At 43.2% G+C, this 25,265-nt stretch carries 20 protein-coding genes and 1 other annotated feature; of the genes, 7 read left to right on the top strand and 13 right to left on the bottom strand.

Going from position 1 to position 25,265, the window contains the following annotated elements:
• Positions 1-79 precede the first annotated feature (79 nt).
• The 7 genes from rarD to ezrA all read right to left on the bottom strand — a co-directional run bounded on the left by rarD (position 80) and on the right by ezrA (position 9,140).
• On the bottom strand, positions 80-1,009 hold the full coding sequence (gene rarD / locus QUF86_RS12955; protein WP_289315345.1) for an EamA family transporter RarD: 930 nt from the start codon (positions 1,007-1,009) through the stop codon (positions 80-82).
• Between the two features lie 81 nt (positions 1,010-1,090).
• The gene (locus QUF86_RS12950; protein WP_289315344.1) at positions 1,091-2,692 is read right to left on the bottom strand and encodes an amidohydrolase; all 1,602 of its coding nucleotides are present in this window, start codon (positions 2,690-2,692) and stop codon (positions 1,091-1,093) included.
• A 148-nt stretch (positions 2,693-2,840) separates the two neighbouring features.
• Entirely contained in the window at positions 2,841-4,424 is a 1,584-nt protein-coding gene (mbcS, locus tag QUF86_RS12945) for an acyl-CoA synthetase MbcS (RefSeq protein WP_289334571.1), read from the bottom strand.
• Positions 4,425-4,559: 135 nt separating this feature from the next.
• Positions 4,560-4,766, bottom strand: a complete 207-nt coding sequence (locus QUF86_RS12940; protein WP_289315342.1) for an alpha/beta-type small acid-soluble spore protein — start codon at positions 4,764-4,766, stop codon at positions 4,560-4,562.
• An 82-nt stretch (positions 4,767-4,848) separates the two neighbouring features.
• Entirely contained in the window at positions 4,849-6,060 is a 1,212-nt protein-coding gene (gene thiI / locus QUF86_RS12935; protein ID WP_289315341.1) for a tRNA uracil 4-sulfurtransferase ThiI, read from the bottom strand.
• On the bottom strand, positions 6,057-7,205 hold the full coding sequence (locus QUF86_RS12930) for a cysteine desulfurase family protein (RefSeq protein ID WP_289334570.1): 1,149 nt from the start codon (positions 7,203-7,205) through the stop codon (positions 6,057-6,059). Before QUF86_RS12930 ends, thiI begins: the two co-directional genes overlap by 4 nt.
• Positions 7,206-7,445: 240 nt before the next feature.
• Entirely contained in the window at positions 7,446-9,140 is a 1,695-nt protein-coding gene (gene ezrA, locus QUF86_RS12925; protein WP_289334569.1) for a septation ring formation regulator EzrA, read from the bottom strand.
• A gap of 168 nt (positions 9,141-9,308) precedes the next feature.
• On the opposite strand from ezrA, the gene hisJ reads away from it, so the two are divergent.
• Positions 9,309-10,112: a histidinol-phosphatase HisJ gene (gene hisJ / locus QUF86_RS12920; protein WP_289334568.1), complete on the top strand. Its 804-nt coding sequence runs from the start codon at positions 9,309-9,311 to the stop codon at positions 10,110-10,112.
• A gap of 1 nt (position 10,113) precedes the next feature.
• Here the strand turns inward: hisJ and refZ are convergent, their stop codons facing one another.
• Complete coding sequence (refZ, locus tag QUF86_RS12915; RefSeq protein ID WP_289315337.1) at positions 10,114-10,767, bottom strand: forespore capture DNA-binding protein RefZ; 654 nt, start codon at positions 10,765-10,767, stop codon at positions 10,114-10,116.
• A 154-nt stretch (positions 10,768-10,921) separates the two neighbouring features.
• Between refZ and QUF86_RS12910 the strand changes: the two genes are divergently transcribed.
• Together QUF86_RS12910 and rpsD are read left to right on the top strand one after the other, a co-directional pair.
• Positions 10,922-11,401: a GAF domain-containing protein gene (locus QUF86_RS12910; RefSeq protein WP_289315336.1), complete on the top strand. Its 480-nt coding sequence runs from the start codon at positions 10,922-10,924 to the stop codon at positions 11,399-11,401.
• 378 nt (positions 11,402-11,779) lie between these two features.
• Positions 11,780-12,382, top strand: coding sequence for a 30S ribosomal protein S4 (rpsD, locus tag QUF86_RS12905; RefSeq protein ID WP_057276730.1), 603 nt, complete (start codon positions 11,780-11,782; stop codon positions 12,380-12,382).
• 99 nt (positions 12,383-12,481) lie between these two features.
• Here the strand turns inward: rpsD and tyrS are convergent, their stop codons facing one another.
• A complete protein-coding gene (gene tyrS, locus QUF86_RS12900) occupies positions 12,482-13,738 on the bottom strand; it encodes a tyrosine--tRNA ligase (protein ID WP_289315335.1) in 1,257 nt (418 codons plus the stop codon).
• A 66-nt stretch (positions 13,739-13,804) separates the two neighbouring features.
• Positions 13,805-14,021 (bottom strand) — a binding site (T-box leader).
• Between the two features lie 149 nt (positions 14,022-14,170).
• Between tyrS and QUF86_RS12895 the strand changes: the two genes are divergently transcribed.
• Positions 14,171-17,179 carry a transglycosylase domain-containing protein gene (locus tag QUF86_RS12895; RefSeq protein ID WP_289334567.1) on the top strand — a complete coding sequence of 1,003 codons (3,009 nt, stop codon included), beginning with the start codon at positions 14,171-14,173 and terminating at the stop codon, positions 17,177-17,179.
• Positions 17,180-17,340: 161 nt separating this feature from the next.
• Here QUF86_RS12895 and acsA read toward each other — a convergent pair whose 3' ends face one another.
• Entirely contained in the window at positions 17,341-19,059 is a 1,719-nt protein-coding gene (gene acsA / locus QUF86_RS12890; RefSeq protein ID WP_289334566.1) for an acetate--CoA ligase, read from the bottom strand.
• Positions 19,060-19,406: 347 nt separating this feature from the next.
• On the opposite strand from acsA, the gene QUF86_RS12885 reads away from it, so the two are divergent.
• Genes QUF86_RS12885 through QUF86_RS12875 form a run of 3 tightly spaced genes read left to right on the top strand, consistent with a single transcriptional unit; the run spans position 19,407 to position 21,890 of the window.
• Complete coding sequence (locus QUF86_RS12885) at positions 19,407-20,039, top strand: GNAT family N-acetyltransferase (protein ID WP_289315332.1); 633 nt, start codon at positions 19,407-19,409, stop codon at positions 20,037-20,039.
• Positions 20,040-20,065: 26 nt separating this feature from the next.
• Entirely contained in the window at positions 20,066-20,716 is a 651-nt protein-coding gene (locus tag QUF86_RS12880; protein ID WP_289315331.1) for an acetoin utilization AcuB family protein, read from the top strand.
• Complete coding sequence (locus tag QUF86_RS12875; RefSeq protein ID WP_289315330.1) at positions 20,709-21,890, top strand: acetoin utilization protein AcuC; 1,182 nt, start codon at positions 20,709-20,711, stop codon at positions 21,888-21,890. Before QUF86_RS12880 ends, QUF86_RS12875 begins: the two co-directional genes overlap by 8 nt.
• Positions 21,891-21,979: 89 nt before the next feature.
• Here the strand turns inward: QUF86_RS12875 and ccpA are convergent, their stop codons facing one another.
• From ccpA to ytxJ, 3 genes are all read right to left on the bottom strand, one after another.
• Complete coding sequence (gene ccpA / locus QUF86_RS12870) at positions 21,980-22,981, bottom strand: catabolite control protein A (RefSeq protein ID WP_289315329.1); 1,002 nt, start codon at positions 22,979-22,981, stop codon at positions 21,980-21,982.
• Between the two features lie 381 nt (positions 22,982-23,362).
• Positions 23,363-24,439: a bifunctional 3-deoxy-7-phosphoheptulonate synthase/chorismate mutase gene (locus QUF86_RS12865; protein ID WP_289315328.1), complete on the bottom strand. Its 1,077-nt coding sequence runs from the start codon at positions 24,437-24,439 to the stop codon at positions 23,363-23,365.
• A 453-nt stretch (positions 24,440-24,892) separates the two neighbouring features.
• On the bottom strand, positions 24,893-25,219 hold the full coding sequence (gene ytxJ / locus QUF86_RS12860) for a bacillithiol system redox-active protein YtxJ (protein WP_289315327.1): 327 nt from the start codon (positions 25,217-25,219) through the stop codon (positions 24,893-24,895).
• Between the last annotated feature and the right edge of the window lie 46 nt (positions 25,220-25,265).

Genomic DNA, 25,265 nt, shown 5'->3' with positions numbered 1-25,265 from the left:
CCCTATGCCGTAAAACCGTTTTATTATATACCGGCATAAAAAAATGCTTGGGAGAGATCTCCCAAGCATTTTTTCTTATTCACGCACCAATATTCCCTTTGCCTTTAAACCTTCGGGCACTTGCCTGACCCCATTTCGTAATGGATAACGTATAAACCGCCAAGGCTGACCATATGAATAAAAACGCTAAAAGATGTGCTTTAGTAAAACTTTCATGATAGACGAATACCCCGATCAATAAGGATAAGGTCGGAGCGATATACTGAAAAATGCCCAGCATCGATAACGGGATCTTCTCCGCCCCTTTTGCAAAATATAAAAGTGGCAAGGCCGTGACAATCCCACCGCCCACCAACAGCAAGCTTGTGCTTCCCGCTGTAAAGAATTGCATTTCTGATTGGTTCATCAAGTATATCAGGTAACCCAGGGCCAGAGGCGTTACCATCATCGTTTCGAGAGTCAGTCCGATCGCCGACTCGGCCTTGATCATTTTTTTTGCCAGACCATATAATCCAAAGGTCATGGCCAAAACAAGAGAGACCCACGGGATCGTACCGAAATGAATGCCAAGGATCAAGACTCCGATTCCTGCAAGCAGGAACGATATGATTTGTGCTCCGCTCAATTTTTCTTTTAAGACTATCACTCCCAATAGTACACTAACTAGCGGGTTGATATAATATCCAAGGCTCGTGTCGAGGATCCGTCCTGAGTTAACGGCCCAGATGAACACACCCCAATTAGCAGTAACGAGCAGTGACGCCGTTAGTAATGCTGCAAAGAGTTTGGGATTTCGCAAAATGATTTTGACATAATCAAGAAACGCTTGCCATTTTTTCATGAACATCAATAAAACCAGCATGAAAACGAAAGACCATAATACCCTCTGAGCTAAAATTTCCGTAGCACCGACTCCCTGTAGGAACTTCCAGTAAATCGGCACGACTCCCCACATCATGTAAGAAAGGGCTGCATAGATCGCCCCTTCTTTTTGTTCATCCACTTTCATAACCTGCCTTCTTTCCATTTACATTCCTTTAACCGAATTCCATTTAACTATTTTGTATATCCATTTCTTTTTTTGTAACCGTTAATTATTATCATACATGATTCTGTCATCGATGACCGTCATGACCGCCTCAGCTTTTAGGAGATCATCCGGCGCAACAGCAAAGACATCCAGATTAAACACGGTAAAATCGGCATCATACCCTTTGATGATCTGACCGCGGCGTTTTTCCTGGCCGATTGCCGCAGCACTCCCTTTTGTATAAAGTGCGAAGGCCTCATAAACGGAAAGCCTTTCATCCAAGCCATATACGGTACTGTCCTCACTGTTGATTTTCGTTCTTGTGACAGCTGCATGAATGCCCAAAATTGGATTTAATGGCTCAATGGGCGCATCTGACCCGCCCGCACAAATGATGCCCAAATTCAAATAGGTTTTCCAGGCATAGGAGGATTCCAATAAATTGGCTGGAACCTTTTCTTCCACCCACGGAAAATCGGACGGGACGAAACCCGGTTGGATATCAAAGATGACCGGCAGCTTTGCTGCCCGCTCCAACAGCTCCGGCCGGACGATCTGCGCATGGATGAGCCGGTCCCTCTGTCCCTCTTTCACGGGGAGGGCTTCAATCGCATTCAAGACGTATTCAAAAGCGAGATCGCCAATGGCATGGACAGCAATCGGCATTCCGGCATCCCTTGCTTTTCCCACCCATTCCTGAAGCTCATTTTCAGTGAATATCGCGACACCATTCGTATTCTGTTGATCTACATAAGGCTCGCTCAACAGGGCTGTGCGTCCGCCTAAGGAGCCGTCAGTAAATATCTTCATGCTATCGAATTTGATATATTGCGTACCTTCTTGATAACGACCGCCTGCTGCCAGCATTTCTTCAAACGCTTCGTGATGGACGAGCAAATTGGCGCGAAAGGCCATTTCCCTGTCCTCGATTACCGATTTAAACGCCTGGTATGTCGGCATGAAGCCATTATAGTAATGGAGGTCTTCCGTATGCCCTCCAGTCAAACCTAGCCTATATGCGTCTTCTATGGCCTCTGTGAGTGCGGTTTCGATATAGTCTTGGTCAATGCCAGGAAGGCTGTCTAAAATCAGGTTCTGCGCCTGGCTTTCTTTAAATAAACCATTTAGCCGTCCATCAGGATAACGGCAGATCACCCCGCCAGACGGTTCTTTTATACCTTCTTTAATACCCGCTTCCAAAAGGGCACGGGAATTGACCACCAAGGCATGACGGCAGATCCTTTTCAATATGATGGGATGTTCCGTCGATATCGCGTCAAGCTCATCCCGTAATATCAATTCGGGACTGGGCCATTCATTTTCATTCCAGCCCTCGGCGACAATCCACTTTCCAGCCGAGGTCTTAGAACACTTTTCCTTCAAGGCATCCATGATGGCTTCCCTGCTATCCATCAAGGAGAGGTCAAGACGAAGCAGTCTTTCACCATGCCCGACCAAATGTAGGTGACTATCCACTAACCCCGGCAGCATGGTTTGTCCTTTTAAGTCGATTTCCCTGGAAATATTGCCGGCATATTCATTTTTTAAATAGTCAATGCTTCCGGTATCAACAATTACCCCCTTTTCAGTGTAGAGCGCCTCCACTTGATCCTTTTCTTTAATCATCGTATAAATCGACCCATTGAACCATAACGTTCCCATTCCGGCTTTACACTCCTTATAAAATGATTCTTGCTATTCAGATATGCAGTAAGTTTACCATCTCATTTCACGAATTCCCATATTTATGATTTTAAGCAGCCCCTGTTAAAAAAAAACGCCAGCCGGGGGCTGACGTTAATGCGTTCGATTAATTGTTAAAGAGTGCTTCTTCCCTTTTCCGTAAATCGACCCGTTTGATTTTACCCGATGTCGTTTTGGGCAGCTCTTTTAAAAATTCGATTTTCCTTGGATATTTATATGGAGCAGTCAATTCTTTCACGTGCGATTGGAGCGTCTTGATCAAGTCTTGGCTGTTCGGATCGATATCCTCCATCAAGACGACATACGCCTTGACCACATTTCCCCTTATTTCATCAGGACTTGCTATAACGGCACACTCTTTCACATATGGATGTTTAACGAGTGCATCCTCCACTTCAAACGGTCCAATGGTATATCCCGAGCTGATGATGATATCATCAGAACGACCCTCAAACCAGAAATAACCATCTTCGTCCTTTTTCGCTTGATCGCCGGTGATATAATAGTCCCCACGGAATTGCTTCGATGTCCGCTCGGGATCTTTAAAATATTCTTTAAAGAGAGCGGGTGTATCGACATGTACGGCAATATCCCCCACTACGCCAGGAGCACAGGGTTTACCGAAATCATCAATGATTTCCACATGGTTCCCCGGAGTCGGTTTGCCCATGGAGCCCAATTTAATTTCCATGCCTTTTGTTACACCTACCAACAAGGTATTTTCGGTCTGTCCATATCCATCGCGCACTTCAATATGGAAATGGTTTTTAAAGACCTCGTACACTTTTTGATTTAAAGGTTCCCCCGCTGATACAGCACTATGAAGATGGGATAAATCATAGTCATCAAGATTATTCACCTTTGCCATCAATCGATACTCTGTTGGTGTGCAGCATAACGCATTCACTTTATAGTCCTGTAGCAACTGAAGATATTTTTTCGCCTCGAACTTCCCATGATAGGCAAGACCGGTCGCTCCCGTTCCCAGAACAGCCAGGAAAGGACTCCATATCCACTTTTGCCACCCTGGGCCTGCCGTTGCCCAAACCACATCCCCTTCGCTGATGCCCAGCCAGTTTGCAGCAGACGTTTTCAAATGGGCATATGCCCATCCGTGTGTATGGACGACCCCTTTTGGATTGCCTGTCGTGCCGGAAGTATACGATAAGAACGCCATATCCTCACTCTTCGTGTCGGCCATCGGCAGCTGATCGGATTCATCATCGGCAAGCTCATTCAAATCCAGCCAATTTTCCATCCGTTTTCCGATCGAAAATTTCAGGAGGCTTTCCGCTCCCTCTATTTCATTCAATTCTTCGGTATATTCATGATAACTGACAATTCCTTTTACTTCGCCGTGGTTGACCCGATACTGCAGGTCCTTCGCACGAAGCATTTCAGAACAAGGTATGACAATCATGCCAATTTTCAATGCGGCTAAATACACTTGATAAGCTTCCACCAAACGAGGGATTATGATAAGGACCGTATCACCTTTACCCAGTCCTTTTTTCTTGAAGGCATTTCCAATTTTATTTGCACTCTTTAATAAATTCTCATATGTAAGTTGTTTTTTATCTCCGGTTTCGTTCTCCCAAAGTACAGCAACTTTTTCTGGATTTTTTGCATAACGTTCCATTTCACTCACTAAGTTGTAATGTTCCGGAGCCAATAAATCTTCACGCTTCATTTTCTTCCCCTCCAATTATGAACTCTTAGTACCTACTCATTATACAAGATACTTCTCTGATATATCCATTTATTTTTACAAATAAATAAAGAGAGCGGGTGTAAGAACCCGCTCTCTGTAGCCATATTTATTAAATTATCTTTTGAATCCTCCGCCTAATTGTTGTTCAGCCATTTGAACAAGGCGTTTTGTGATTTCTCCACCAACTGAACCGTTAGCGCGAGATGTTGTGTCGGCACCAAGTTGTACGCCGAATTCAGAAGCGATTTCATATTTCATTTGTTCTAGAGCTTGTTCCACTCCAGGTACCAATAATTCGTTTGAGCTGTTGTTGTTTGCCATGTGTTTTTCACCTCCTTGTGATTATAGAGTGTGTTAAAACACATGGCTTCATTCGCACTATTTTATTGGTAATTACAGGATATTAAAACAAGTCTTCCATCGCTTCTTCCTCATCGAATGTCTGACCCGGTTTAACCGTCAATATTTCTGTTTCGGAGACCGCTTTTTCAATCAAAGATTCAAAGTCGACGAAGCTCTCATAGTAATTGACTTTTTCACGTTTGGGTTTCGTTTTTGGGCTTGCCGGCGTAAAGACCGTGCAACAATCTTCGTACGGCAGATTGGATATTTCAAAAGTATCAAGCTCTCTTGCAATTTTGATGATTTCCGTTTTATCCATGGTAATCAGCGGGCGCAGGATCGGTGTATTCGTCACCTCATTGATGGCAAACATGCTGCTCATGGTCTGGCTCGCAACCTGTCCAAGGCTTTCACCTGTTATCAGTGCCATAGCTTCTTCTTTTTCACGGATTTGATCGGCGACCCGCATCATTAAACGACGAGTTGTAGTCATTGAGTAATTTTCCGGGATCTGTTTTTGAATCAATAATTGAATTTCCGTAAATGGAACGATATGCACTTTCATACTTCCATTTATTTCTGCTAGCTTGCCCGCCAGATCAATGACCTTTTGACGTGAACGCTCACTTGTGAAAGGTGGGCTATAAAAATGGATCGCTTCTACGTCCAATCCGCGTTTCATCGAAAGGAAACCCGCAACAGGGCTATCAATCCCGCCTGAGAGCATCAGCATTGCCTTTCCGCTAGAACCAAAAGGAAGTCCTCCTGCCCCCTGGATGATTTCACCCGTCAAATACACGGCTTCGCGTCTCACTTCCACTAGCAAGTTCAAATCAGGGTTCTTTACATCCACTTTTAAATCTTCTGTATTCCGAAGCAAATGCCCGCCAAGTGCCCTGTTAATTTCATCTGTATTATATGGAAAATCCTTATCTGCGCGTTTTGTCGTGATTTTGAACGTGTTTACATCTTCAAGGGTATGATTAAGGTAATATAATGCTGCCGTTTTCATCACTTCAAGATCACGCTCTATTTTTATCGCAGGGCTTAAAGACTGGATTCCAAAAATGCCTTTCAATCGGTCAATGACAGGCTTATGGTCCACACCGTTCAGGAGAACGTACATCCGCTCCCGGTTGGCCGTAAGCACTACGCCTTCAATATCCTTTAAACTCCAGCGGATATGTGCCTTCATTTTGTCTACAAAGCCTTTACGGTTTCTTTTTTTCGTGGAGATTTCTCCATAACGGATAATTATATGATCAAATTTCATTTTGCAACCCTCATTATTTTTTCTAAATTAGCGACTATTTTCTGTATCGCCGCCAGAACTTTCTTCGCTTCTTCCAACTCATTGCCATAGGTAGTACTAATTCGGATGACACTTTCGGAGCGAGCTTGATTATGGAACATCGCATCCACCGTTTTGCTTACCGTCCTTTTTTTCGAGGAACAGGCACTAGTCGTCGAAACATATATTCCTTCCGATTCAAGTGCATGAAGCAATACCTCTGATTTAAGTCCCGGAACGGAAAAATTCACAATATGGGGTGCGCCCGCTTCAGGACTGTTAACCAGCACCCCGTCCATTTCCTTCAAACCTTTATATAAATAACTTTTGATTTGCTGCAGCTTATCATGATACAGCAATTGATTGTTCATACTAATGCGTAAAGCCTTGGAAAGAGCGACGATTCCCGCAACATTTTCGGTGCCGCTCCTGATTTTCGTTTCTTGATTGCCACCGTGAAAAAGCGGATCGACCCGAACGCCTTCACGAACATAAAGGATGCCCGTCCCCTTCAAGCCATGAACCTTGTGTCCCGAAATTGTACATAAATCCACATTGGCATCACGTAAGGATAAAGGAACTTTGCCTGCTCCCTGCACATTATCGACATGAAAGAGTACGTGTGGGTATTGCTTTAACAATTTTCCAATATCAGCAATCGGCTGTATCGAACCAACTTCATTATTTACATGCATGACGGAAACCAAAATGGTATCTTCCCTCAATGCATGCTTAAGATCAGTTAGATCAATTTGTCCAAATTCGTTAACGGGGAGATATGTGATCTCATAACCCATTTTCGTCAATGATTGGCATGCATCTTCTACAGAAGGATGTTCGATCGCTGTCGTGATTATGTGTTTGCCCCGATTTCCCTGGGAGTGGGCGGCTCCTTTAATGGCGAGATTATTCCCTTCCGTCCCCCCGGAAGTGAAATATATTTCCGAACTCTTGACCTTTAATAAATCAGCGATCTGCTTTCTTGCAGCAGAAAGCAGTTTTTCGGATTGGACCCCAAGTCCATGCAGCGAAGAGGGGTTCCCAAAATAGTCCGAAGTAACCTTCATGAACGATTCGATCACTTCGGGATATGGTTTAGTTGTTGCACTATTGTCAAAATAAATCATGGGTTCACCTTCCATATTTTTGTATCTATATGGTCATACTTCTTAAATGTCATTTCAAATGTTGCTGTTGCAACTTCTAATATTAACATAATTGAAATTGAAAGAGAATGTAAAACACTGGACCATGGATGAAAGGAGACCTGCCTCCTATGGATTCTTGCAGAATATTCAACTTCCCACGCTATCGGAAGTAAACTAATTTAGGATCCGGTAAAAGAAAAAACCCGCCATGGCGGGTTTTCAGGATAGGACTTCTTCTATGTTCGCTCCAATTTTACTTAAACTTCCCGGGTCGACCTTTTCAATCGCCGTGGCGGCCGTTTCCAATGCAGCTTGATATTCATAGCTTCGGAATTTCGCTTCCGCTTCCCTGAGACTCTCGGCAACTATTTCGTGACTGCTGCGATAACGATTTCCGAATTGAATCACTTTTTCGGCCAAATACATATGCTCGATCAATTCATGGGCTTTTTCGTGGACCTTATTCACCTGTTGGACCGCTTTTTCTAAATAAATATAAACAGCGGCCATATCAAGCGGTTTTTCTTCAAGTTTCCCCTGAACGTCATCCATGCTTTCTTTGGCATCCTGAAGCACCATTTTATAGTCTTCGGGAAGACCTGGAATATTGCTTTTTGCAATTAAACGGCCAGTATCGACCATTTTGCGTTTCAATTCGGCCAGTGAATCCCTGGCATCCATTTCATCTTTTCGTAAAGCCTGTAATTTAACGGTAAAGTCTTTCTGATTTTCCTGTAATTCTTTCAACTGCACAGCCAGTCCCTGCATCTCCTCGCTGATAAGCGAGCTTGCCATCACATTATCCTCCATCTTCAAGACGAGCAATTGATGGCGTTTCGAAATCTGGGCAATCTGCTTTTCCATTTTCCGTTGTGCATCGAGCTCATTTTCCGTTAGATGATACGTATGTTGAACATGGATGGTTTCTACTTTAAGTTTATCGTTTTCATATTCAAGGTCACTTATCGTTTTCCTGAGGACTTCATCATTTTTCAAGACATACTGTTTTGAAAGCACTTCTTTCTCCAAAAGGTCATAAAGCACCTCAATGCTTTCGCGCATATCTTTAATGCCTTTATCCACAGCTTCCGTTTCGGCATTATCCAACTGAGTTTTATATAGGTCCAGTTCTTCCTCAAGCCGTGATATTTCCTGCTCGAATTGGATATGGCTCAGCATATACCCCTGACCTGACATCTCCTCATACCCATCCTTCAATTCATGAAGCTGGGAGTGAAGCTCGGATTGACTTTCGACCAATAATTTTGGGAGCATTTCCATTTTAACGGACAAGACCGCCAATTTTTCCTTAATGGAAAGGACAAGCTCCCTCGCATTCAAATAATTCCCGTTCACAGTCTCTTCTTCATACTTCTGAAGGATCAGCAATACTTCATCCAAGGAATTTTCCAGCTTATCAGCCGCTTTCCCGTAATTATGCCTGTGCGCAAGCAGGGATTTCTTCAATTGTCGGTAGGATTCCTTAATATCCTCAATTTCCAATCGATTCTTTTCCTCACTGCCTACGAGTTCATTCAATTCGTAAAGGATCTTTTTGATTATTTCCTCGACTTCATTCAGCTTGACTGTAATTTTGCGCTGTACCTCTTTTGATCGGCTGAAACGGTATTTATCGACGAATTCCTCGGCATCGAATAAAAGCACTTCGACTTCCGGCATATGGTCCGTAATGATAGCGTCCCATTCAATGCGCCAGTTTTCGAACATTTCTTCTGTTTCACCTGTCATGTTCAATTGTTTGACTTTAGAAAGCTCTTCCAGCACGGGGCGGTGCATGATGCTTATTTTCCAGGATTCCAGTTTATCGATTTCTTTAAAATATCTCTTTTTGAAAAAATAACCCCAAATGATGAAAATCAAAATTAATACAATTACCCCAAGTATGTACTCCATGGTAAGCCCCCTGTTCTAGTCCTTACAGTCTTGCTCGTTTATATATCAATTATAAAAATGTTAAATTTAATGCTTTTATGATACCATGTTAGCAATAATTTTTGACGACAAAAATGATTTTTTTGTAGAAAATTGCTACAAATACCTGTTTTTTGGGAGGGAAGGACCATGAAAGTTGACGGTCATGTGCATACTCCGTTTTGCCCTCACGGCTCTACGGATAGATTCGATGAATATATTACGCGGGGAATCGAGCTAGGATTAAAGGAAATCACATTTACGGAACATGCTCCCTTGCCACGAGATTTTCAAGATCCTACGCCTGAAAAAGACAGCGGTATGGACGCTGCCCTGCTCCTGGATTACTTTCAGGAGCTCCGCGTACTGAAAGAAAGCTATAAAGACAAAATCCTGATCAAAAGTGGTCTAGAGGTTGACTTTATAGAGGGTTATGAAAAAGAAACAAAAGAATTCCTCGACGAAATCGGAGAATTCCTTGATGATAGTATACTTTCCGTCCACTTCATCAAGCATCAAAGCAGTTGGCATTGCCTCGATTTCAGCGAAAATGGGTTTGGTGAAATCGTTAATGAACTAGGTTCAGTCGAATCGGTGTATGCCAAATATTTTGATACACTGGAAAAATCGATAAAAGCTGATTTAGGCATTTATAAACCTAAACGGATCGGGCATATTACGCTTGTCCATAAATTCCAGCATCGATATCCACCAGCATTAAGTTTTGACGACCGCGTTTACAAGGTGCTGGACATGATCAAGGAACAAAAGTATGAACTTGATTATAATGGAGCCGGGCTTGTAAAGCCGCTTTGCGGTGAGCCCTATCCTCCAGAACGGTTTGCCAAACGTGCATTCGAACTCGGCATTCCGCTCATTTACGGTTCCGATGCCCATCAGGCTAAAGATTTGGGTCAGGGCTATCAGGCACTGATTGCAGCTTTCAATGGGTAGCTCATGTATACACAGGCCGGCCCGCTAACAGTGGCTGCAGGTCTTCTGCAATGAAAAGGGTATCTTGCAGGAAACGCCCGACTTCATTGGCATAAATATTCGTGTAATAGGCTTCCTGCGGGAACACATGCAGCACATCCATCGCATAATGGGTATGCAGGACAGGAGCTGTCAGCAGGCCCTTCAACTGCAGCATATACATGGGAATGGAGACCTGCTGGAAACTCCTGCTCTTAATCCCTTGTTCCAAAACATATTGAAAATAAAATTTTTCCTTTGTAAAATAAGTCGAATGAATTTCCCGGTTTAAATTGGAATCGAGTGAAGATTCCCCATATATGAACCGTGCAGCCAGGAAGTTTTCCCTCTGGAAAGTGAGAATATCCTTTACTAGATTCATCAAGCAATGCTGCGGGCCTTTAAGCTCCAGCAGTGTCATGTTCGTCTCAAGGACCAGGATATACTCTTCTAAATAGGAAGTGAAACAGAATTCAAGCAATCCCTGCTTATTCTTGAAATAGTAGGCAATGTTGGCAGCGTTCACTTTCGCTTTATTCGCTATATCCCGTATGGATGTCGCATGATAGCCCTTTAAATGAAATAAATGCAGTGCAGCTTCCACAATGGCTTGTTTCGTTGGCGTCTGGCGATTCATTTAGGCAATCCCTCGCTTTCTTTGAGACAAGTCTTGTGGACTATTTCTGCAAGGAAGAGCCTGAATCCTTTAGTAAGTTCTCGACAATTTCCCAACAATGAAGCAACATGATTAGAAAGTTCTGTAAAAAAATGCGGAAGACAGGTGAACGCTTTTGTTTAATGTCGAAATGTATCAAGGAAAAAAAGAAAAAAATTATGAGCTGGTCCAAAAACAACTTTCAGCCTTAATCGAGGATGAAACCAACCGGATAGCCAATTTAAGCAATGCGGCAGCTTTACTTAATCAGTTTCTCGATGAGATTAATTGGGTTGGCTTTTATTTATACGAAGAAGGCCAATTAATACTAGGACCCTTCCAGGGACTTCCAGCCTGTGTCCGCATCCCAATGGGTAAGGGTGTATGCGGGACTTCAGCGGCAACTGAAAAAACCTTGCGCATCGAGGATGTCCACCAATTCCCTGGACATATCGCCTGCGATGCGGCATCAAGATCTGAAATTGTCATACCGCTCATGAAGGATGGCAAATTGATCGGAGTACTCGATATCGACAGCCCGGTCACGGACCGATTTGACGAAATCGATCAACAAGGACTGGAGAAGTTCGCTGATATCCTTTCCAGACATTTATAAAGTTCAAGGGAGCGGCAATCCTCGCCTGCTCCCTTTTGAACATTACAGGACCCCATGTACATGTCCCCTGTCCCCCCTTGATTCATGGCAATATAAATATATTGTATTTTCCCGTCTACTATTCTCTTTCACCTTTTCCGTTAATTAATCGTAACTGTCCTTGACTCAATGAGCAGAATATTATACAATACTCCTTGTGTAAAATATTGCAGCCTATGTGACAGCCTTTATGTTCTCATTTTGTTCCTCAATACAGAGGTGTATCTCGTAACTCTCTGCTGCTAGGGCGAAGGTACATGAAAACAAAATGGTCATGATCGTACATTCACACGGTTTTTATTTTACCAAAATAAAAACATTTAAAGGAGGAGTCATCCTATGGCTCGTTATACTGGCCCAAGCTGGAAACTATCCCGTCGTTTAGGAATTTCCCTTACAGGTACTGGTAAAGAATTAGAAAAACGCCCTTATGCTCCAGGACAACATGGTCCTAACCAACGTAGAAAAATTTCTGAATACGGAATGCAACTACAAGAGAAACAAAAACTTCGTCACATGTACGGAATCACTGAACGTCAATTCCGTTCAATGTTCGACCGTGCTGGCAAACTTAAAGGTGTACATGGTGAAAACTTCATGGTTCTTCTTGAATCACGTCTTGACAACCTAGTTTACCGTCTTGGTTTAGCTCGTACACGTCGTCAAGCACGTCAACTTGTTAACCACGGTCACATCACTGTAGACGGAAGCCGCGTAGACATTCCATCTTACAAAGTGTCTCTTGGACAAACTATCTCAGTTCGTGAAAAATCACGCAACTTCTCAATCATTAAAGAATCAGTTGAAGCAACTAACTTCGTTCCTGATTTCCTTACTTTCGATGCTGAGAAATTAGAAGGTACTTTCACTCGTTTACCAGAACGTTCTGAATTGCCTGCTGAAATTAACGAAGCTCTTATCGTTGAGTTCTACTCTCGTTAATAACTTCGAAAACCCCATCCTTGGATGGGGTTTTTTTTCGCATGTAAACACTTTAGCGCATGACAAAGCCCGGCTGGGATTCAGCCGGGCTTTGAACAATCATTTCACTAATGTGTATTTCTTCTTGCCGCGACGAACGAGGATGAACTCCCCTTCAATCTTGGCAGCTTCGGTCACTACATATTGCAGGTCAGTCACTTTCTCCCCATTTATGGAGATTGCCCCATTTTGAATATCTTCACGGGCTTGACGCTTTGATGGCGAAATTTTCGCTTCAACAATTAAATCGACCAAACCGATGTCTTCCTTGCTTTCACGATCGAAGGAAGGGACATCTTTAAAGCCCAATTTGATTTCCGCTGCACTTAAATTCTTCACCTCACCGCTGAATAGGGCGGCAGAGATTTTGATTGCTTGGTCAAGAGCTTCCTGACCATGAATCAAACGGGTCATTTCTTCCCCTAAAGCTTTTTGCGCTTTACGCAAATGCGGTTCGGACTGTACGGATTGCTCTAACTCTTCAATCGCCTCACGTGATAGGAATGTGAAGAATTTCAAGTATTTTACGACATCAGCATCCGCTGTGTTAATCCAGAATTGGTAAAATTCGTAAGGAGTCGTTTTTTCCGGATCAAGCCAGATAGCCCCGCCTTCCGTTTTACCGAATTTCGTTCCGTCCGCTTTCGTTACGAGCGGAATCGTCATGCCGAACGCTTTTGCATCCTCATCATTGGATTTCCGGATCATTTCAAGGCCGGTCGTAATGTTGCCCCATTGATCACTGCCGCCAATTTGCAATTTACAGTCGTAATTGCTGTATAAATGACTGAAATCAATTCCTTGTAAGATCGTGTACGCAAATTCAGTAAAGGAAATTCCCGTATCCAAGCGGGAAGCAACCGTATCTTTTGCAAGCATGTAGTTAATGCCGATGTATTTCCCGTAATCTCGCAAGAACGTAACCATATCGATTTTACCTATCCAGTCATAGTTATTGACCATGACCGCACCATTTTCACCATCGAATTCAAAGATGTGGGATAGCTGCCCTTTTAGGCAGTCGGCATTATAGAGCACTTTTTCCAACGTTTGCAGCTGGCGTTCCTCTTTTTTACCGCTTGGATCACCGATAAGTCCAGTCGCACCGCCTACTAGCACAATGGGGCGATGGCCATGCTGCTGGAAACGGCGCATCGTCAAGAATGGCAATAGGTGTCCGATATGCATACTATCCGCAGTTGGATCTACACCACAGTATAAAGAAATTTTCTCTTTTTCTAAAAGGTTCTTAAAACCTTCTTCATCCGTTTGTTGATAAATAATCCCTCTCCACTCGAGGTCATTAAGCAATTCCATTAAATATTCCTCCTCCATCTTAGAAAAACCCCGCAAAAAGCACACAAAAACGCCCCTTCATAAATATGAAGGGACGAATAAATTCGCGGTACCACCCAACTTGAGGACATAATATGCCCTCCGCTCAAGACGAATAACGGTCGTCAGCCGTTTCCTGCTACTAATCATTTCACAGCAAATGCTCCAGGAAGTAATTCATCATACCATTTGTACCGATTTCCACTAACCACCGGCTCTCTGAAACAGGGATAGTCTGACTACTGGGTCCTATCATCGCGATCATTTAATCAATTTATTGTTGTTAATAAACTTTTATCATACATAGGAATTCTTGTCAACATCCCCCTTACAGATTCTAGAAAAATAAGAAAGATGCCCTTTCCCTTACCTGTTATATGCTATAATATATGTGATTTCAGGGGGTATGATACGATGAATAATAATCAAAAAGATAGATTTCAAACAGTATGGAAGCAGCTGACCCGTTTTTTTCAAAATGAAAAAACACATAAGAACGCGCGGGTTACATACCAAGTCATTTGGAATTTAACGCTGATCCTCATTATTGTCGGGATTCTAGGATTCTCATTCGCCGGCGGCGTAGGAGCCGGCTATTTCGCTGCCCTCGTCAATGATGAGCCGGTACGCTCGAAAGAAGATTTGAAAAAAGACATCTACAATTATGAAGAGACCTCTGAAGTATACTTTGCTGATAAAGTATATTTGGGCAAGCTTAAGAGTGACCTTGAGCGTGAAGAAGTGTCCATCGATAAAGTGTCCGAGCATCTTAAAAATGCCGTCATCGCTACCGAAGATGAGTATTTTTATGAACATGACGGGGTTGTCCCGAAAGCAATCCTGCGGGCCATTTACCAGGAATTTTCTAATGCATCCGTCCAATCGGGGGGAAGTACATTAACACAGCAGCTCATTAAAAACCAGGTCCTGACTAACGAAGTATCATTTGAACGGAAAGCAAAAGAAATCCTTCTTGCACTCCGGGTCGAAAAATTCTTTGAAAAGGAAGAGATTTTGGAAACCTACTTAAACGTCTCCACTTTGGGACGAAATTCTTCCGGTCGTAACATCGCTGGTGTCGAGTCCGCTGCTGAAGGTATTTTTGGTGTGGAGGCCAAAGATCTGACACTGCCCCAATCAGCCTTTATTGCTGGATTGCCGCAAAGTCCTTTCGGTTATACACCATATACCCAGAAAGGGAAACTGAAAGAAAATCAAGAACCCGGCATCAACCGGATGAAAACCGTTTTAAAGCGGATGTATAGTAATGGATACATAACAAAAGATGAATATGATAAAGCAACCGCATACGACATAACAAAAGACTTTATCGGTAAAAAGGAGCTGCCATCCGAGAAATACCCATGGCTCACCTATGAAATAGAAAAACGCTCCATCGAAATCCTATCTGTCAGTCTGGCAAAAGAAGACGGATATGAAGAAAAAGACTTAAAGAATGATGATTTAAAAAATCAATATCTAGCACTTGCCGATCGTAAGCTACGTCAAAACGGCTATCAGATTTATACGACAATCGATAAAAAGATTTATGACAAGATGCAGGAAGTAACGAAAAACTATCCGAATTACGGATACGATAAAACGGCACAAGTCGTCGATCCGGATACAAAAGCAATGAAAACGGTAAGTGAGCCCGTTGAAGCCGGAGCTATTCTAATCGAAAATAAAACAGGAAAAATCATCAGTTTCGTAGGTGGCCGTGATTTCAAGCGGGAACAGACGAACCATGCAACCGCATCACTGCGATCGAACGGATCAACGATGAAGCCGCTGCTCGTATATGGCCCAGGCATTGAGATAGGAAAGATCTCACCTGGAAGCGTATCGGCCAACGTCCCCATTTCCATTCCAGCAGGAAAAATGTGGCGACCAGGGAACTATGGCGGCGGAAGCTATACAGGGGTAACGACAGCTCGTGAAGCCCTGAAGAATTCCTATAATATTCCGGCTGCGCTCTTTTACATGAAAATAATCAACCATGGTCCAGCTTCCTATTTGGAAAAAATGGGCTTTACAACAGTGACGAAAGAAGATTACTCTAACCCTTCCATGTCATTGGGAGCTATGTCAAAAGGTGTTACCGTTGAAGAAAACGTCAATGCATTCGGCACATTTGCCAACTCAGGTGAGTTCATCGATGCTTATATGATCGATAAAATCGTATCGAAAGATGGCAAGGTCATCTATCAGCATAAAGCGAAACCAGTGGAAGTATTTTCTCCACAAGCCGCTTACCTGACGCTTGATATGATGCGTGATGTCGTGAACAGCGGGACGGCCGCTTCGGTCAGGAACCGACTTGCTTTCTCAAGTGATTGGGCAGGTAAGACCGGAACTTCCCAAAACTATTGGGACGCTTGGTTCGTCGCAACCAACCCTAATGTATCATTCGGTACATGGCTGGGTTATGACACACCGAAATCCTTGCAAGGGACCTATAATGGTCTGGAATATAATAAACGAAATATGTATTATTGGGCAGATTTGATCAATGCCGCATACAAAGTCGATCCTAAACTAATCGACCCCGATAAGCGCTTTGAAATGCCGGGCGGAATTGTCAGCCGTTCCTTCTGTGGCGTTTCAGGACTGCTGCCTTCAAGTTCATGCCAAAAGGCCGGGCTTGTAAAATCAGATTTATTCATCGCCAAATATGCTCCATCCAAGGCAGATGATAGTTTCATAAATGGACAATATGTATCAGTCGGCAGCAAACGCTACGCAGCCCTTCCGCAAACGCCAGGCGAATTCACAAGCGGCGGGTTCATGTTGAATCCCGATTCCTTTGGAGATATCGGATTGAAATATGTCGATGACCCGGGATCCGTGATTCCTGGAGGCGAAAAATCGGGAAATGTCGTCGGGGCGACAGCGAAATTGAATGATAATGGCAAAGCACCGGATGCCCTATCCATAACAAAAAGTAACGATAGGATTACATGGGGGCTGCATCATGAAGGTGATGTCGTCGGTTATCGTGTCTATAAAGACGGCAAAAAAGTGGCGAGCATCAATGCTGGGGAGAATCTTGTTTACAAAGTCGGCTCAGGCGGTTCTTATTATGTAACGGCCGTGGACATAGTCGGTAAAGAATCCGCCCCTTCTCAACGTGTTGAAAGCGGCGCAACAAAGAAAGGTTCAAAAGAAGATTCCACAAAAAATAAAGATGCTCAAGGAAAAGATAAAATAACTAACGAAGATAAAAAACCAGACTCAAAAGAAGTGAACGTTACACCAGAAAAGGAAAAAGTAATAGAAAAAGAGCAAGATAAAGAGCCAGCTCAAGACGAAGAGCAAAACAAAGACAATACAGATAAAGAAGATCCGGAAACCAACAAAGATCAGAATACAGTCAACGATAAAGAACAAGACACGGATAAAGCTGAAGAAGTGGAAGAATGACACTCTTTTGAAGGAAAACAGGCTGTCGGGGATGACCCGGCAGCCTGTTTCATTTTAATCTCCCACACTGGTTTGGCGAATGACCCAAACTCCAAAAAAGGCATCCATGCATTGACATGGATGCCTTTTTACCTTCTCAATAATCAGTATGACTCAGCTTTTCAATCCTCCATCGATGATAAATCACCAGTTGGCAGATCCAGTTCCCAAGCTTTCAAGACACGGCGCATGATTTTTCCGCTCCTTGTTTTAGGAAGCTTATCCCTGAATTCAATTTCACGCGGCGCCGCATGTGCTGCGAGACCATTCTTTACAAATTGACGAATTTCTTCAATCAGCTCATCGTTTGCATCGTATCCGTCACGGAGGGCGATAAACGCTTTGATTATTTCTCCCCGAACTGGGTCCGGCTTACCGATGACCCCCGCTTCAGCTACGGCTGGATGCTCGACCAACTTGCTTTCCACTTCGAAAGGTCCGACTCTTTCCCCTGCCGTCATGATGACATCATCAACCCGGCCTTGGAACCAGAAATACCCCTCTTCATCCATATAAGCGGAATCTCCGGAAACATACCAATCACCCGGCATAAAATAAGATTCATATTTTGATTCATTCTTCCAGATGGTCTTCATCATCGAAGGCCACCCTTTCTTGATGGCAAGGTTCCCCATTCTATGCGGAGGAAGCTCGTTGCCCTGATCATCCACTATTGCCGCTTTCACACCCGGAATCGGTTTACCCATCGAGCCCGGTTTGATTTCCAGGCAAGGATAATTGCAGATTACCTGAGCCCCGGTCTCCGTCATCCACCATGTATCATGGATACGGTGATTGAATACCTTCATTCCCCAGCGCACCACTTCCGGGTTCAACGGTTCACCGACACTTAAAACATGGCGGAGAGAACTCAAATCGTACCGTTTAACGATTTCGTCACCTGCGCCCATCAGCATCCTGAAGGCAGTCGGGGCACTATACCATACAGTGACACCGAAGTCTTCCAGGGTCTTGTACCAGGATTCAGGCTTGAATCGCCCACCTACAATGACATTCGAGGTGCCTGTCAGCCACGGTCCAAAGATACCGTAAGACGTCCCTGTCACCCATCCAGGATCCGCTGTGCACCAATACACATCCTCTTCCTGCAAATCAAGGACCCATCTTGCCGTTTGATAATGCTGGATCATCGCATTATGAACGTGAAGCACGCCTTTTGGTTTTCCCGTGGAACCGGAAGTATAGTGAAGAATCAAACCGTCATTCCGATCCACCCATTCAATTTCGAATTTTTTGTCCGCTTCTTTTAATTTTTTGTTGAAGTGATGATACTTTCCTTCTTCTTTTACATTTTCCCCCACTAAGAAAATATGTTTTAATTGGGGTAATTCCTCTACCGGGACCCGCGGCAAAAGCTCCGGGGTCGTCACTATCACACTTGCCTCACTATCTTCAAGGCGATCCCTTATCGCGCCTTCCATGAAGGCTTCGAACAACGGACCTACGACCGCCCCCGTTTTAATCGCACCCAACAATGCAAAATAAAGCTCCGGGGAGCGTGGCATGAAGATGAAAACACGATCACCCTTTTCCACATTGGCAATGTTCTTAAACACATTGGCCGCTTGGTTCGTATAATCTTTCATTTCCTTGAATGTATACTTTTCATTTCTTTTATCGTCTTTGTAATAAAGGGCGACTTTGTTCTTTTTGTATGTTTCGACATGGCGGTCAATGGCTTCATACGCAAGATTCACTTTACCGGTTTCAGACCAGGAGAATTCCTTTTCCGTCTCAGACCAGTCAAACTTATTGTATTTCTCATCGTAATTCTTTAAATTAAAATTACCTTCCACTACTGGCAGCGCTTTCACATTCATACGACAAACTCCCCCTTTATTCGGCTCTATATTTTCATTATAGTATAAGAAACCAATTATCTCAATTTTTAAAATATTAAAACCTTCCATAATAGGGAAATTCCTTCTTGGCCTAATTTTGAAAAACACAGGTATATTGGTATAGTTAAGATGACATCATAGCGATGGCGGGTATATGAGAAGTACTGTAACAAAAGATTCATATATGCCTTGAACTTTCTGAATTATGCCACTTGTTTTTAAGTATAATTAATGTAGGCTTCGATTGGTTCAGTTTTAAAAGCAATGCTCCTTATGCTTCGGAATGCGAGAGTGTAAGATTACTATATAATGAGGGTGGTGAAAGAATGGAATATAATAAGACCTTTTATACCAAGGAACTGCAGACATTAAGCGGAACGCTCATCATCGAGGGGCCGTTAAACGGCGAAAAGATGTCCGCTTATGAGTTTCACGAAGACTTGGTCGCCTTTCGCCAGCCTGCTTTGCAGCATAAAGCGTTAATAGAGATTGCAGACTTGCCTGAGGGCAGGATCTTCATCGCCCGTGAAAATGAAACGATCGTGGGTTATGTAACTTATTTATATCCCGATCCCTTGGAGCGCTGGTCGGAAATCGAGATGAAGGATCTGATTGAGCTTGGTGCAATCGAGGTCATCCCTAAATACCGGGGTGCTTCCGTCGGGAAGAACTTAATCCGCCTTTCCATGGAAGACGATTCGGTTGAAGACTTCATCATCATCACCACTGAATACTATTGGCATTGGGACTTGAAAGGGACAGGGCTGAATATTTGGGACTATCGCAAGGTCATGGAAAAAATGATGAGTGCCGGCGGCTTGGTCTACTTTGCAACGGATGATCCTGAAATCAGTTCCCACCCGGCCAACTGCCTGATGGCCCGTATTGGCAAAAGAGTACCGCCCGAATCCATCCAGAAATTCGACCAATTGCGTTTCATGAATCGGTATATGTATTAAAGAGGTGAAAAAGAGGAGGAAGGAAAATGATTGTTGAAACAATAATGAATGAGGATATCATCACCCTCACTCCAACGGATACAATCCATAGCGCTGTCATGATCATCAAGGAGAAACGCATTCGCCATATCCCCATTGTCGATGACAGCTTTCAACTTGTGGGATTAGTCAGCGACCGTGATATACGGGATGCTGCCCCTTCTATATTCCGCACCGCAGAATACAAAAGTGATTTACAAAAACCACTATCGAGCATCATGAGAACGGATATAATCACAGGTCACCCGTTAGATTTCGTGGAAGAAATCGGGGCTGTTTTTTGTGATAACAATATCAGCTGCCTTCCAATTTTAAAAGGAAGGAAGTTAGTCGGCATCATAACCGGTTCTGATTTACTTCATTCATACGTTGAGTTGACAGGAGTCAATCAGCCCGGTTCCCAAATCGAAATCAAAATCCCGGATAAGGCAGGTACCCTTCATGATATTGCCCATATTTTCAAAAGGCGCAATTCGAATATCCTGAGCACTCTCGTTTACCCGGATAAAGATGGGACCGATTATAAGATTCTTGTAATTCGTGTGCAGACGATGAATCCATTTATGGTGGTGGAGGATTTGAAGAAAGAAGGCTATACCGTTTTATGGCCTAGTCTGCCGGGGATTTCCCATGAATGATGCATCCCTTTTTATCTATTCGGATGAACTCCTCACCTATAAATTCAACGATGAGCATCCGTTCAATCAAAAACGTCTTAAACTCACTCTGGATTTGCTAAAAAAACACCATGCCATCAGTGATGATCAAATTATCAAGCCCAGAATGGCCACCGATGAAGAATTGGAACTGATCCATGATCAGCATTATGTAAACGCTGTCAGATTAGCAGGCCAGGGAAAGCTCCCCCCTGAAAAGGCCGGAAATTACGGGCTCGGAACAGAAGATACCCCAATCTTCCCGGGAATGCATGAAGCAAGCGCCTTGCTTGTAGGCGGTACCTTGACGGCAGTGGATGCCGTCATGACCGGTCAGTCCCTGCACGCACTTAATCTAGGAGGTGGCCTGCATCACGGTTTCCGCGGAAAAGCCTCGGGCTTTTGCATTTATAACGATAGTTCGGTCGCGATTAAATACCTGCAAAAAAAATATGGAGCACGAGTCTTGTATGTCGATACCGATGCACATCATGGCGACGGAGTCCAATGGTCATTTTATGATGATCCGGATGTATGCACCCTATCCATTCATGAAACGGGACGCTACTTATTTCCCGGCACCGGCAATATTAACGAACGGGGTCAAGGAAAAGGCTACGGCTATTCATTCAACATCCCGGTCGATGCGTTCACTGAAGATGAGTCCTGGCTCGAATGCTACAGTGCTTCCTTTAAAGAGGTCATTGAATTCTTCAAACCGGATGTCATTTTAACGCAAAACGGAGCCGATTCCCATTATTACGATCCGCTCACCCATTTATCTGCCACCATGAAGATTTATAGGGAAATACCAAAGTTGGCCCACGAAATGGCCCATAAGTATTGCGAGGGCCGGTGGATTGCAGTAGGTGGCGGGGGATATGATATATGGCGTGTCGTCCCGAGGGCTTGGTCGAGGGTCTGGCTTGAAATGACGAATAATGATATTTCAGGGCCCCTAGCAAAGGAATGGCTTGAATGCTGGCAGCCTGAGTCCCCTGTTCCGCTACCGAACGAGTGGGATGACATGGAGGATATATATGAACCCATTCCGAGAAAGCCTGAAATTACCGAGAAGAATGCCCTGACGCTTGAAAAGGCCCTTTATCCCATCAGGTCTTCCAGGAAAACATCGACAAGCAATGACCAAAGTTAACCAAAAGATCGTTGAAAAACGATCTTTTTTGGTTGTGAATATATTTGAAAAACAAAAGAGAGTGCCCTCGGGACACTCTCTAAACCAGCTTATTTCGTGGATTGACGGTTTTCAATCCGATGTGGCAGGATCACTTCATGCCCTTCCTCCACTTGTTCTTTATTCATCAACTTTGTCAGAAGCCTCATCGCAACCGCACCAATATCATATAATGGTTGAACGATCGTCGTGATTTGCGGACGCACCATCAATGTCAATCTCGTGTTATCGAAGCTGATCACTTCAAAGTCTTCCGGTACATTATACCCTTTGTCCTGTGCGGCATGGACAATTCCAAGCGCCATTTCATCAGCACCGGCGATGAATGCCGTCGGTTTCTCTTCAGTTTCCAGGGACTTTTCAAAAGACTCAATTCCTGAATCATATGTATAATCGCCTTCAATAATATACCTTTCATCAAATGAAAGCCCAGCTTCTTTCAATCCTCTTTTATAACCAGCCAATTTCTTTTCATTAATCAGCGCGGAAGGGTTTCCGCTTACAAAAGCGATATGCTTGTGGCCATTTTTAGCGAAGAAGGTCACTGCGTCGAATGCCGCCGCCTCATAATCAATATTAACCGATGGAACTTGCCCGCTTTCATCCACCGAGCCTGCCAGAACGATTGGAACCGGTGAATTCGTAAACTCTTTGACATGCTCATCAGAAATGTTACCGCCCATGAATACGATACCATCCACTTGTTTTCCAAGCATCGTATTCAACAAATGGAATTCCTTATCTATATTCTCATCAGAACTGCTTAGAATGATATTGTATTTATACATTGTGGCTATATCCTCTATGCCCCGTGCCAATTCGGCAAAAAAGATGCTCGAGATATCCGGAATAATGACCCCGACTGTAGTCGTTTTCTTGCTTGCAAGACCCCTTGCCACTGCATTGGGACGGTACCCTAACTTCTCAATCACATCCGAAACTTTCTTTCTTGTTGCAGGCTTTACATTTGGATTCCCGTTAACTACGCGGGAAACGGTGGCCATGGAAACATTCGCCTCACGCGCCACATCATAAATGGTTATATTATTCATTCATCCATTCCTCCATTTCTTTCATTTTTCCCATAAAAGACCCGAATTATTTCGAAAATATTCTTTTATGCGTTTTCCTCTATAAGGAAGATTATTTCAGGAACGATCTGCCTAACAAAAAATTTGCAGTCCTCTCTCTTCTCAGTCAAAGATTCAATACCCTATTCAAGTATAAAATTCACATAGATATCTCTTTATGTATGACTCAATCTTCCGAACAGTTCTCATTCTTGTTATTTATCATACGATAGTCGAATCTTTCCTGCAATCCAATAGTGCTTATTTCGATGCTTTTTCTGCAAAAACAAGTATTTTACCATTAAAAATAGCCCTTGCCAATATGGTAAGGGCCGTAAGTAGATATTTTAAAGATTTTCCAGCTTATACAGTTACCCAGTTCAAACGTTTAATTTCATCATAGAATTCATCAAATTGTTTGAAGTCCATTTGCTGTGCAGAATCCGATAAAGCAACGGAAGGATCCGGATGCACTTCTGCCATTACACCGTCAGCACCGATTGCAAGAGCCGCTTTAGCTGTCGGAAGCAAGAGGTCGCGACGTCCAGTGGAATGCGTTACATCAACCATGACCGGTAAATGAGTTTCTTGTTTTAAGATCGGTACAGCAGAGATATCCAGTGTATTTCTTGTTGCTTTTTCGTAAGTACGGATACCGCGTTCACAAAGGATTATGTTGCCATTTCCCTGTGACATGATGTATTCCGCTGCATGAATGAACTCTTCAATCGTTGCAGCAAGTCCACGTTTTAAAAGAACTGGTTTATTTACGGCACCTGCCGCTTTTAGCAAGTCGAAGTTTTGCATGTTGCGTGCTCCGATTTGGATGACATCGATATGATCGATCGCCGCTTCGATATCGTTAGCACTCACGATTTCACTGATGACAGCCAAGCCGTATTCATCAGCAACACGTTTAAGTATTTGTAAGCCTTCCAAACCAAGTCCTTGAAAGTCATATGGAGATGTACGTGGCTTAAATGCACCGCCGCGCATCAATTTCAAACCTTTAGCTTTAATGACTTCCGCCACCGCAGCTGTCTGTTCATAAGATTCAACGGCACATGGTCCGAACACGAAGCTAGGAATCCCGTTACCGACCAATTCACCTTTAATGTCGATGATAGTGTCTTCAGCCTTTTGTTTTCTTGATACCAGAAGCGTTTTCTTCTGATCATCTTTTTGAAGCTCCAAGCCCAATTTGAAGATTTCTTTGAAAATATGTTTAATCGAACCAAGATCAAGCGGTCCTTGATGATTGGCTTCGATAAGATCCAGCATTGTTCTTTCACGGACCGGATCGTAACGGTTAACACCTTGTTTTTCTTTAACGCGACCAATTTCCTGTACAAGTTCAGCACGTTGATTAATAAGATGTAATAACTGAATGTTCACATCATCCAGTTGATTACGAAGTCCATCAAGCTCTTTGTTGCTCATTACAAATCCATCCCTTCGTTTTTTAAAATAGAAATCGGTACAGCGGAAATCTAACCCGAAAATCCCATCTGGATCCTCGATCATCCACCCCGATTATTTTATCAATGAAAAATTTAGAATATTTCATGTATAATTAAATCAATTATAAATGAAGTGTCCTTAAATGTCACTATATTTTTCTTTAATAATTAAACGCTTTTAAGCATTAAAGTTATAAATGCATAAAAGTAGGTGTTACCCATGTAAGAAAAACGATCTGCACTAGCTATTGGAACACGATCCGTTGTAGGAATTATATTGGAAATGGAACAGGAAAGCTATAATATAATTGATATCAGTTAACGACCTTTCAAGAAAAGGTTCCCCTGGAGATCGATAAAAAATCCCCTGACCCATGAATGATGGAATAATAAAAGGCCGGATCCCTTACCTAAGGGATCCGGCCTTAATCAATCATTCAGTAATGGCCTTGCTCAATGAATCATATGTAATCCGCCAATGAGATTCATTCCAGGCCGGTTTTCCACTTTTAAAAAGGATGGCCTGAGGTGATTGATGTTTGATATCAAATGTTTCTGCCACATAATTGGATAGTGGACGAGCTTCCTGAACGGCTAAATAGGCCGTTTTAAGTTGTTCGTTCTCCAAGATGTACTTCTCATATTGTTCATATGCTTCAGCACTGACCGGGCATGTCACGCTATGCTTGAAAAGTAGGAATGTATCCTCTTTTAAAAGCTCATTGAATTGTTCTTCTGTTTCAATCTTGGTAATCGTCATAATACATCTCCTTTTCTTGTTCATATAAATTTTACCATCAAAAAGG

The sequence above is a fragment of the Peribacillus sp. NJ11 genome, assembly GCF_030348405.1.
Lineage (GTDB): Bacteria > Bacillota > Bacilli > Bacillales > DSM-1321 > Peribacillus.
Note: the sequence above shows the minus strand (reverse complement) of the source record. Positions and strands in the feature narration are given on the sequence as shown.

Excerpts from the sequence above, each read along its gene's own strand:
- mbcS (WP_289334571.1), bottom strand. The coding sequence starts at position 4,424 with ATGAAGCGTGAAGATTTATTGGCTCCGGAACATTACAACTTAGTGAGT.
- QUF86_RS12930 (WP_289334570.1), bottom strand. The coding sequence starts at position 7,205 with ATGATTTATTTTGACAATAGTGCAACAACTAAACCATATCCCGAAGTG.
- ytxJ (WP_289315327.1), bottom strand. The coding sequence starts at position 25,219 with ATGACGATTACCAAGATTGAAACAGAAGAACAATTCAATGAGCTTTTA.
- tyrS (WP_289315335.1), bottom strand. The coding sequence starts at position 13,738 with ATGGAATTGCTTAATGACCTCGAGTGGAGAGGGATTATTTATCAACAA.
- QUF86_RS12895 (WP_289334567.1), top strand. The coding sequence starts at position 14,171 with ATGAATAATAATCAAAAAGATAGATTTCAAACAGTATGGAAGCAGCTG.
- rpsD (WP_057276730.1), top strand. The coding sequence starts at position 11,780 with ATGGCTCGTTATACTGGCCCAAGCTGGAAACTATCCCGTCGTTTAGGA.
- QUF86_RS12880 (WP_289315331.1), top strand. The coding sequence starts at position 20,066 with ATGATTGTTGAAACAATAATGAATGAGGATATCATCACCCTCACTCCA.
- ccpA (WP_289315329.1), bottom strand. The coding sequence starts at position 22,981 with ATGAATAATATAACCATTTATGATGTGGCGCGTGAGGCGAATGTTTCC.
- thiI (WP_289315341.1), bottom strand. The coding sequence starts at position 6,060 with ATGAAATTTGATCATATAATTATCCGTTATGGAGAAATCTCCACGAAA.
- QUF86_RS12875 (WP_289315330.1), top strand. The coding sequence starts at position 20,709 with ATGAATGATGCATCCCTTTTTATCTATTCGGATGAACTCCTCACCTAT.
- acsA (WP_289334566.1), bottom strand. The coding sequence starts at position 19,059 with ATGAATGTGAAAGCGCTGCCAGTAGTGGAAGGTAATTTTAATTTAAAG.
- hisJ (WP_289334568.1), top strand. The coding sequence starts at position 9,309 with ATGAAAGTTGACGGTCATGTGCATACTCCGTTTTGCCCTCACGGCTCT.
- QUF86_RS12950 (WP_289315344.1), bottom strand. The coding sequence starts at position 2,692 with ATGGGAACGTTATGGTTCAATGGGTCGATTTATACGATGATTAAAGAA.
- rarD (WP_289315345.1), bottom strand. The coding sequence starts at position 1,009 with ATGAAAGTGGATGAACAAAAAGAAGGGGCGATCTATGCAGCCCTTTCT.
- QUF86_RS12885 (WP_289315332.1), top strand. The coding sequence starts at position 19,407 with ATGGAATATAATAAGACCTTTTATACCAAGGAACTGCAGACATTAAGC.
- QUF86_RS12865 (WP_289315328.1), bottom strand. The coding sequence starts at position 24,439 with ATGAGCAACAAAGAGCTTGATGGACTTCGTAATCAACTGGATGATGTG.
- refZ (WP_289315337.1), bottom strand. The coding sequence starts at position 10,767 with ATGAATCGCCAGACGCCAACGAAACAAGCCATTGTGGAAGCTGCACTG.
- ezrA (WP_289334569.1), bottom strand. The coding sequence starts at position 9,140 with ATGGAGTACATACTTGGGGTAATTGTATTAATTTTGATTTTCATCATT.
- QUF86_RS12940 (WP_289315342.1), bottom strand. The coding sequence starts at position 4,766 with ATGGCAAACAACAACAGCTCAAACGAATTATTGGTACCTGGAGTGGAA.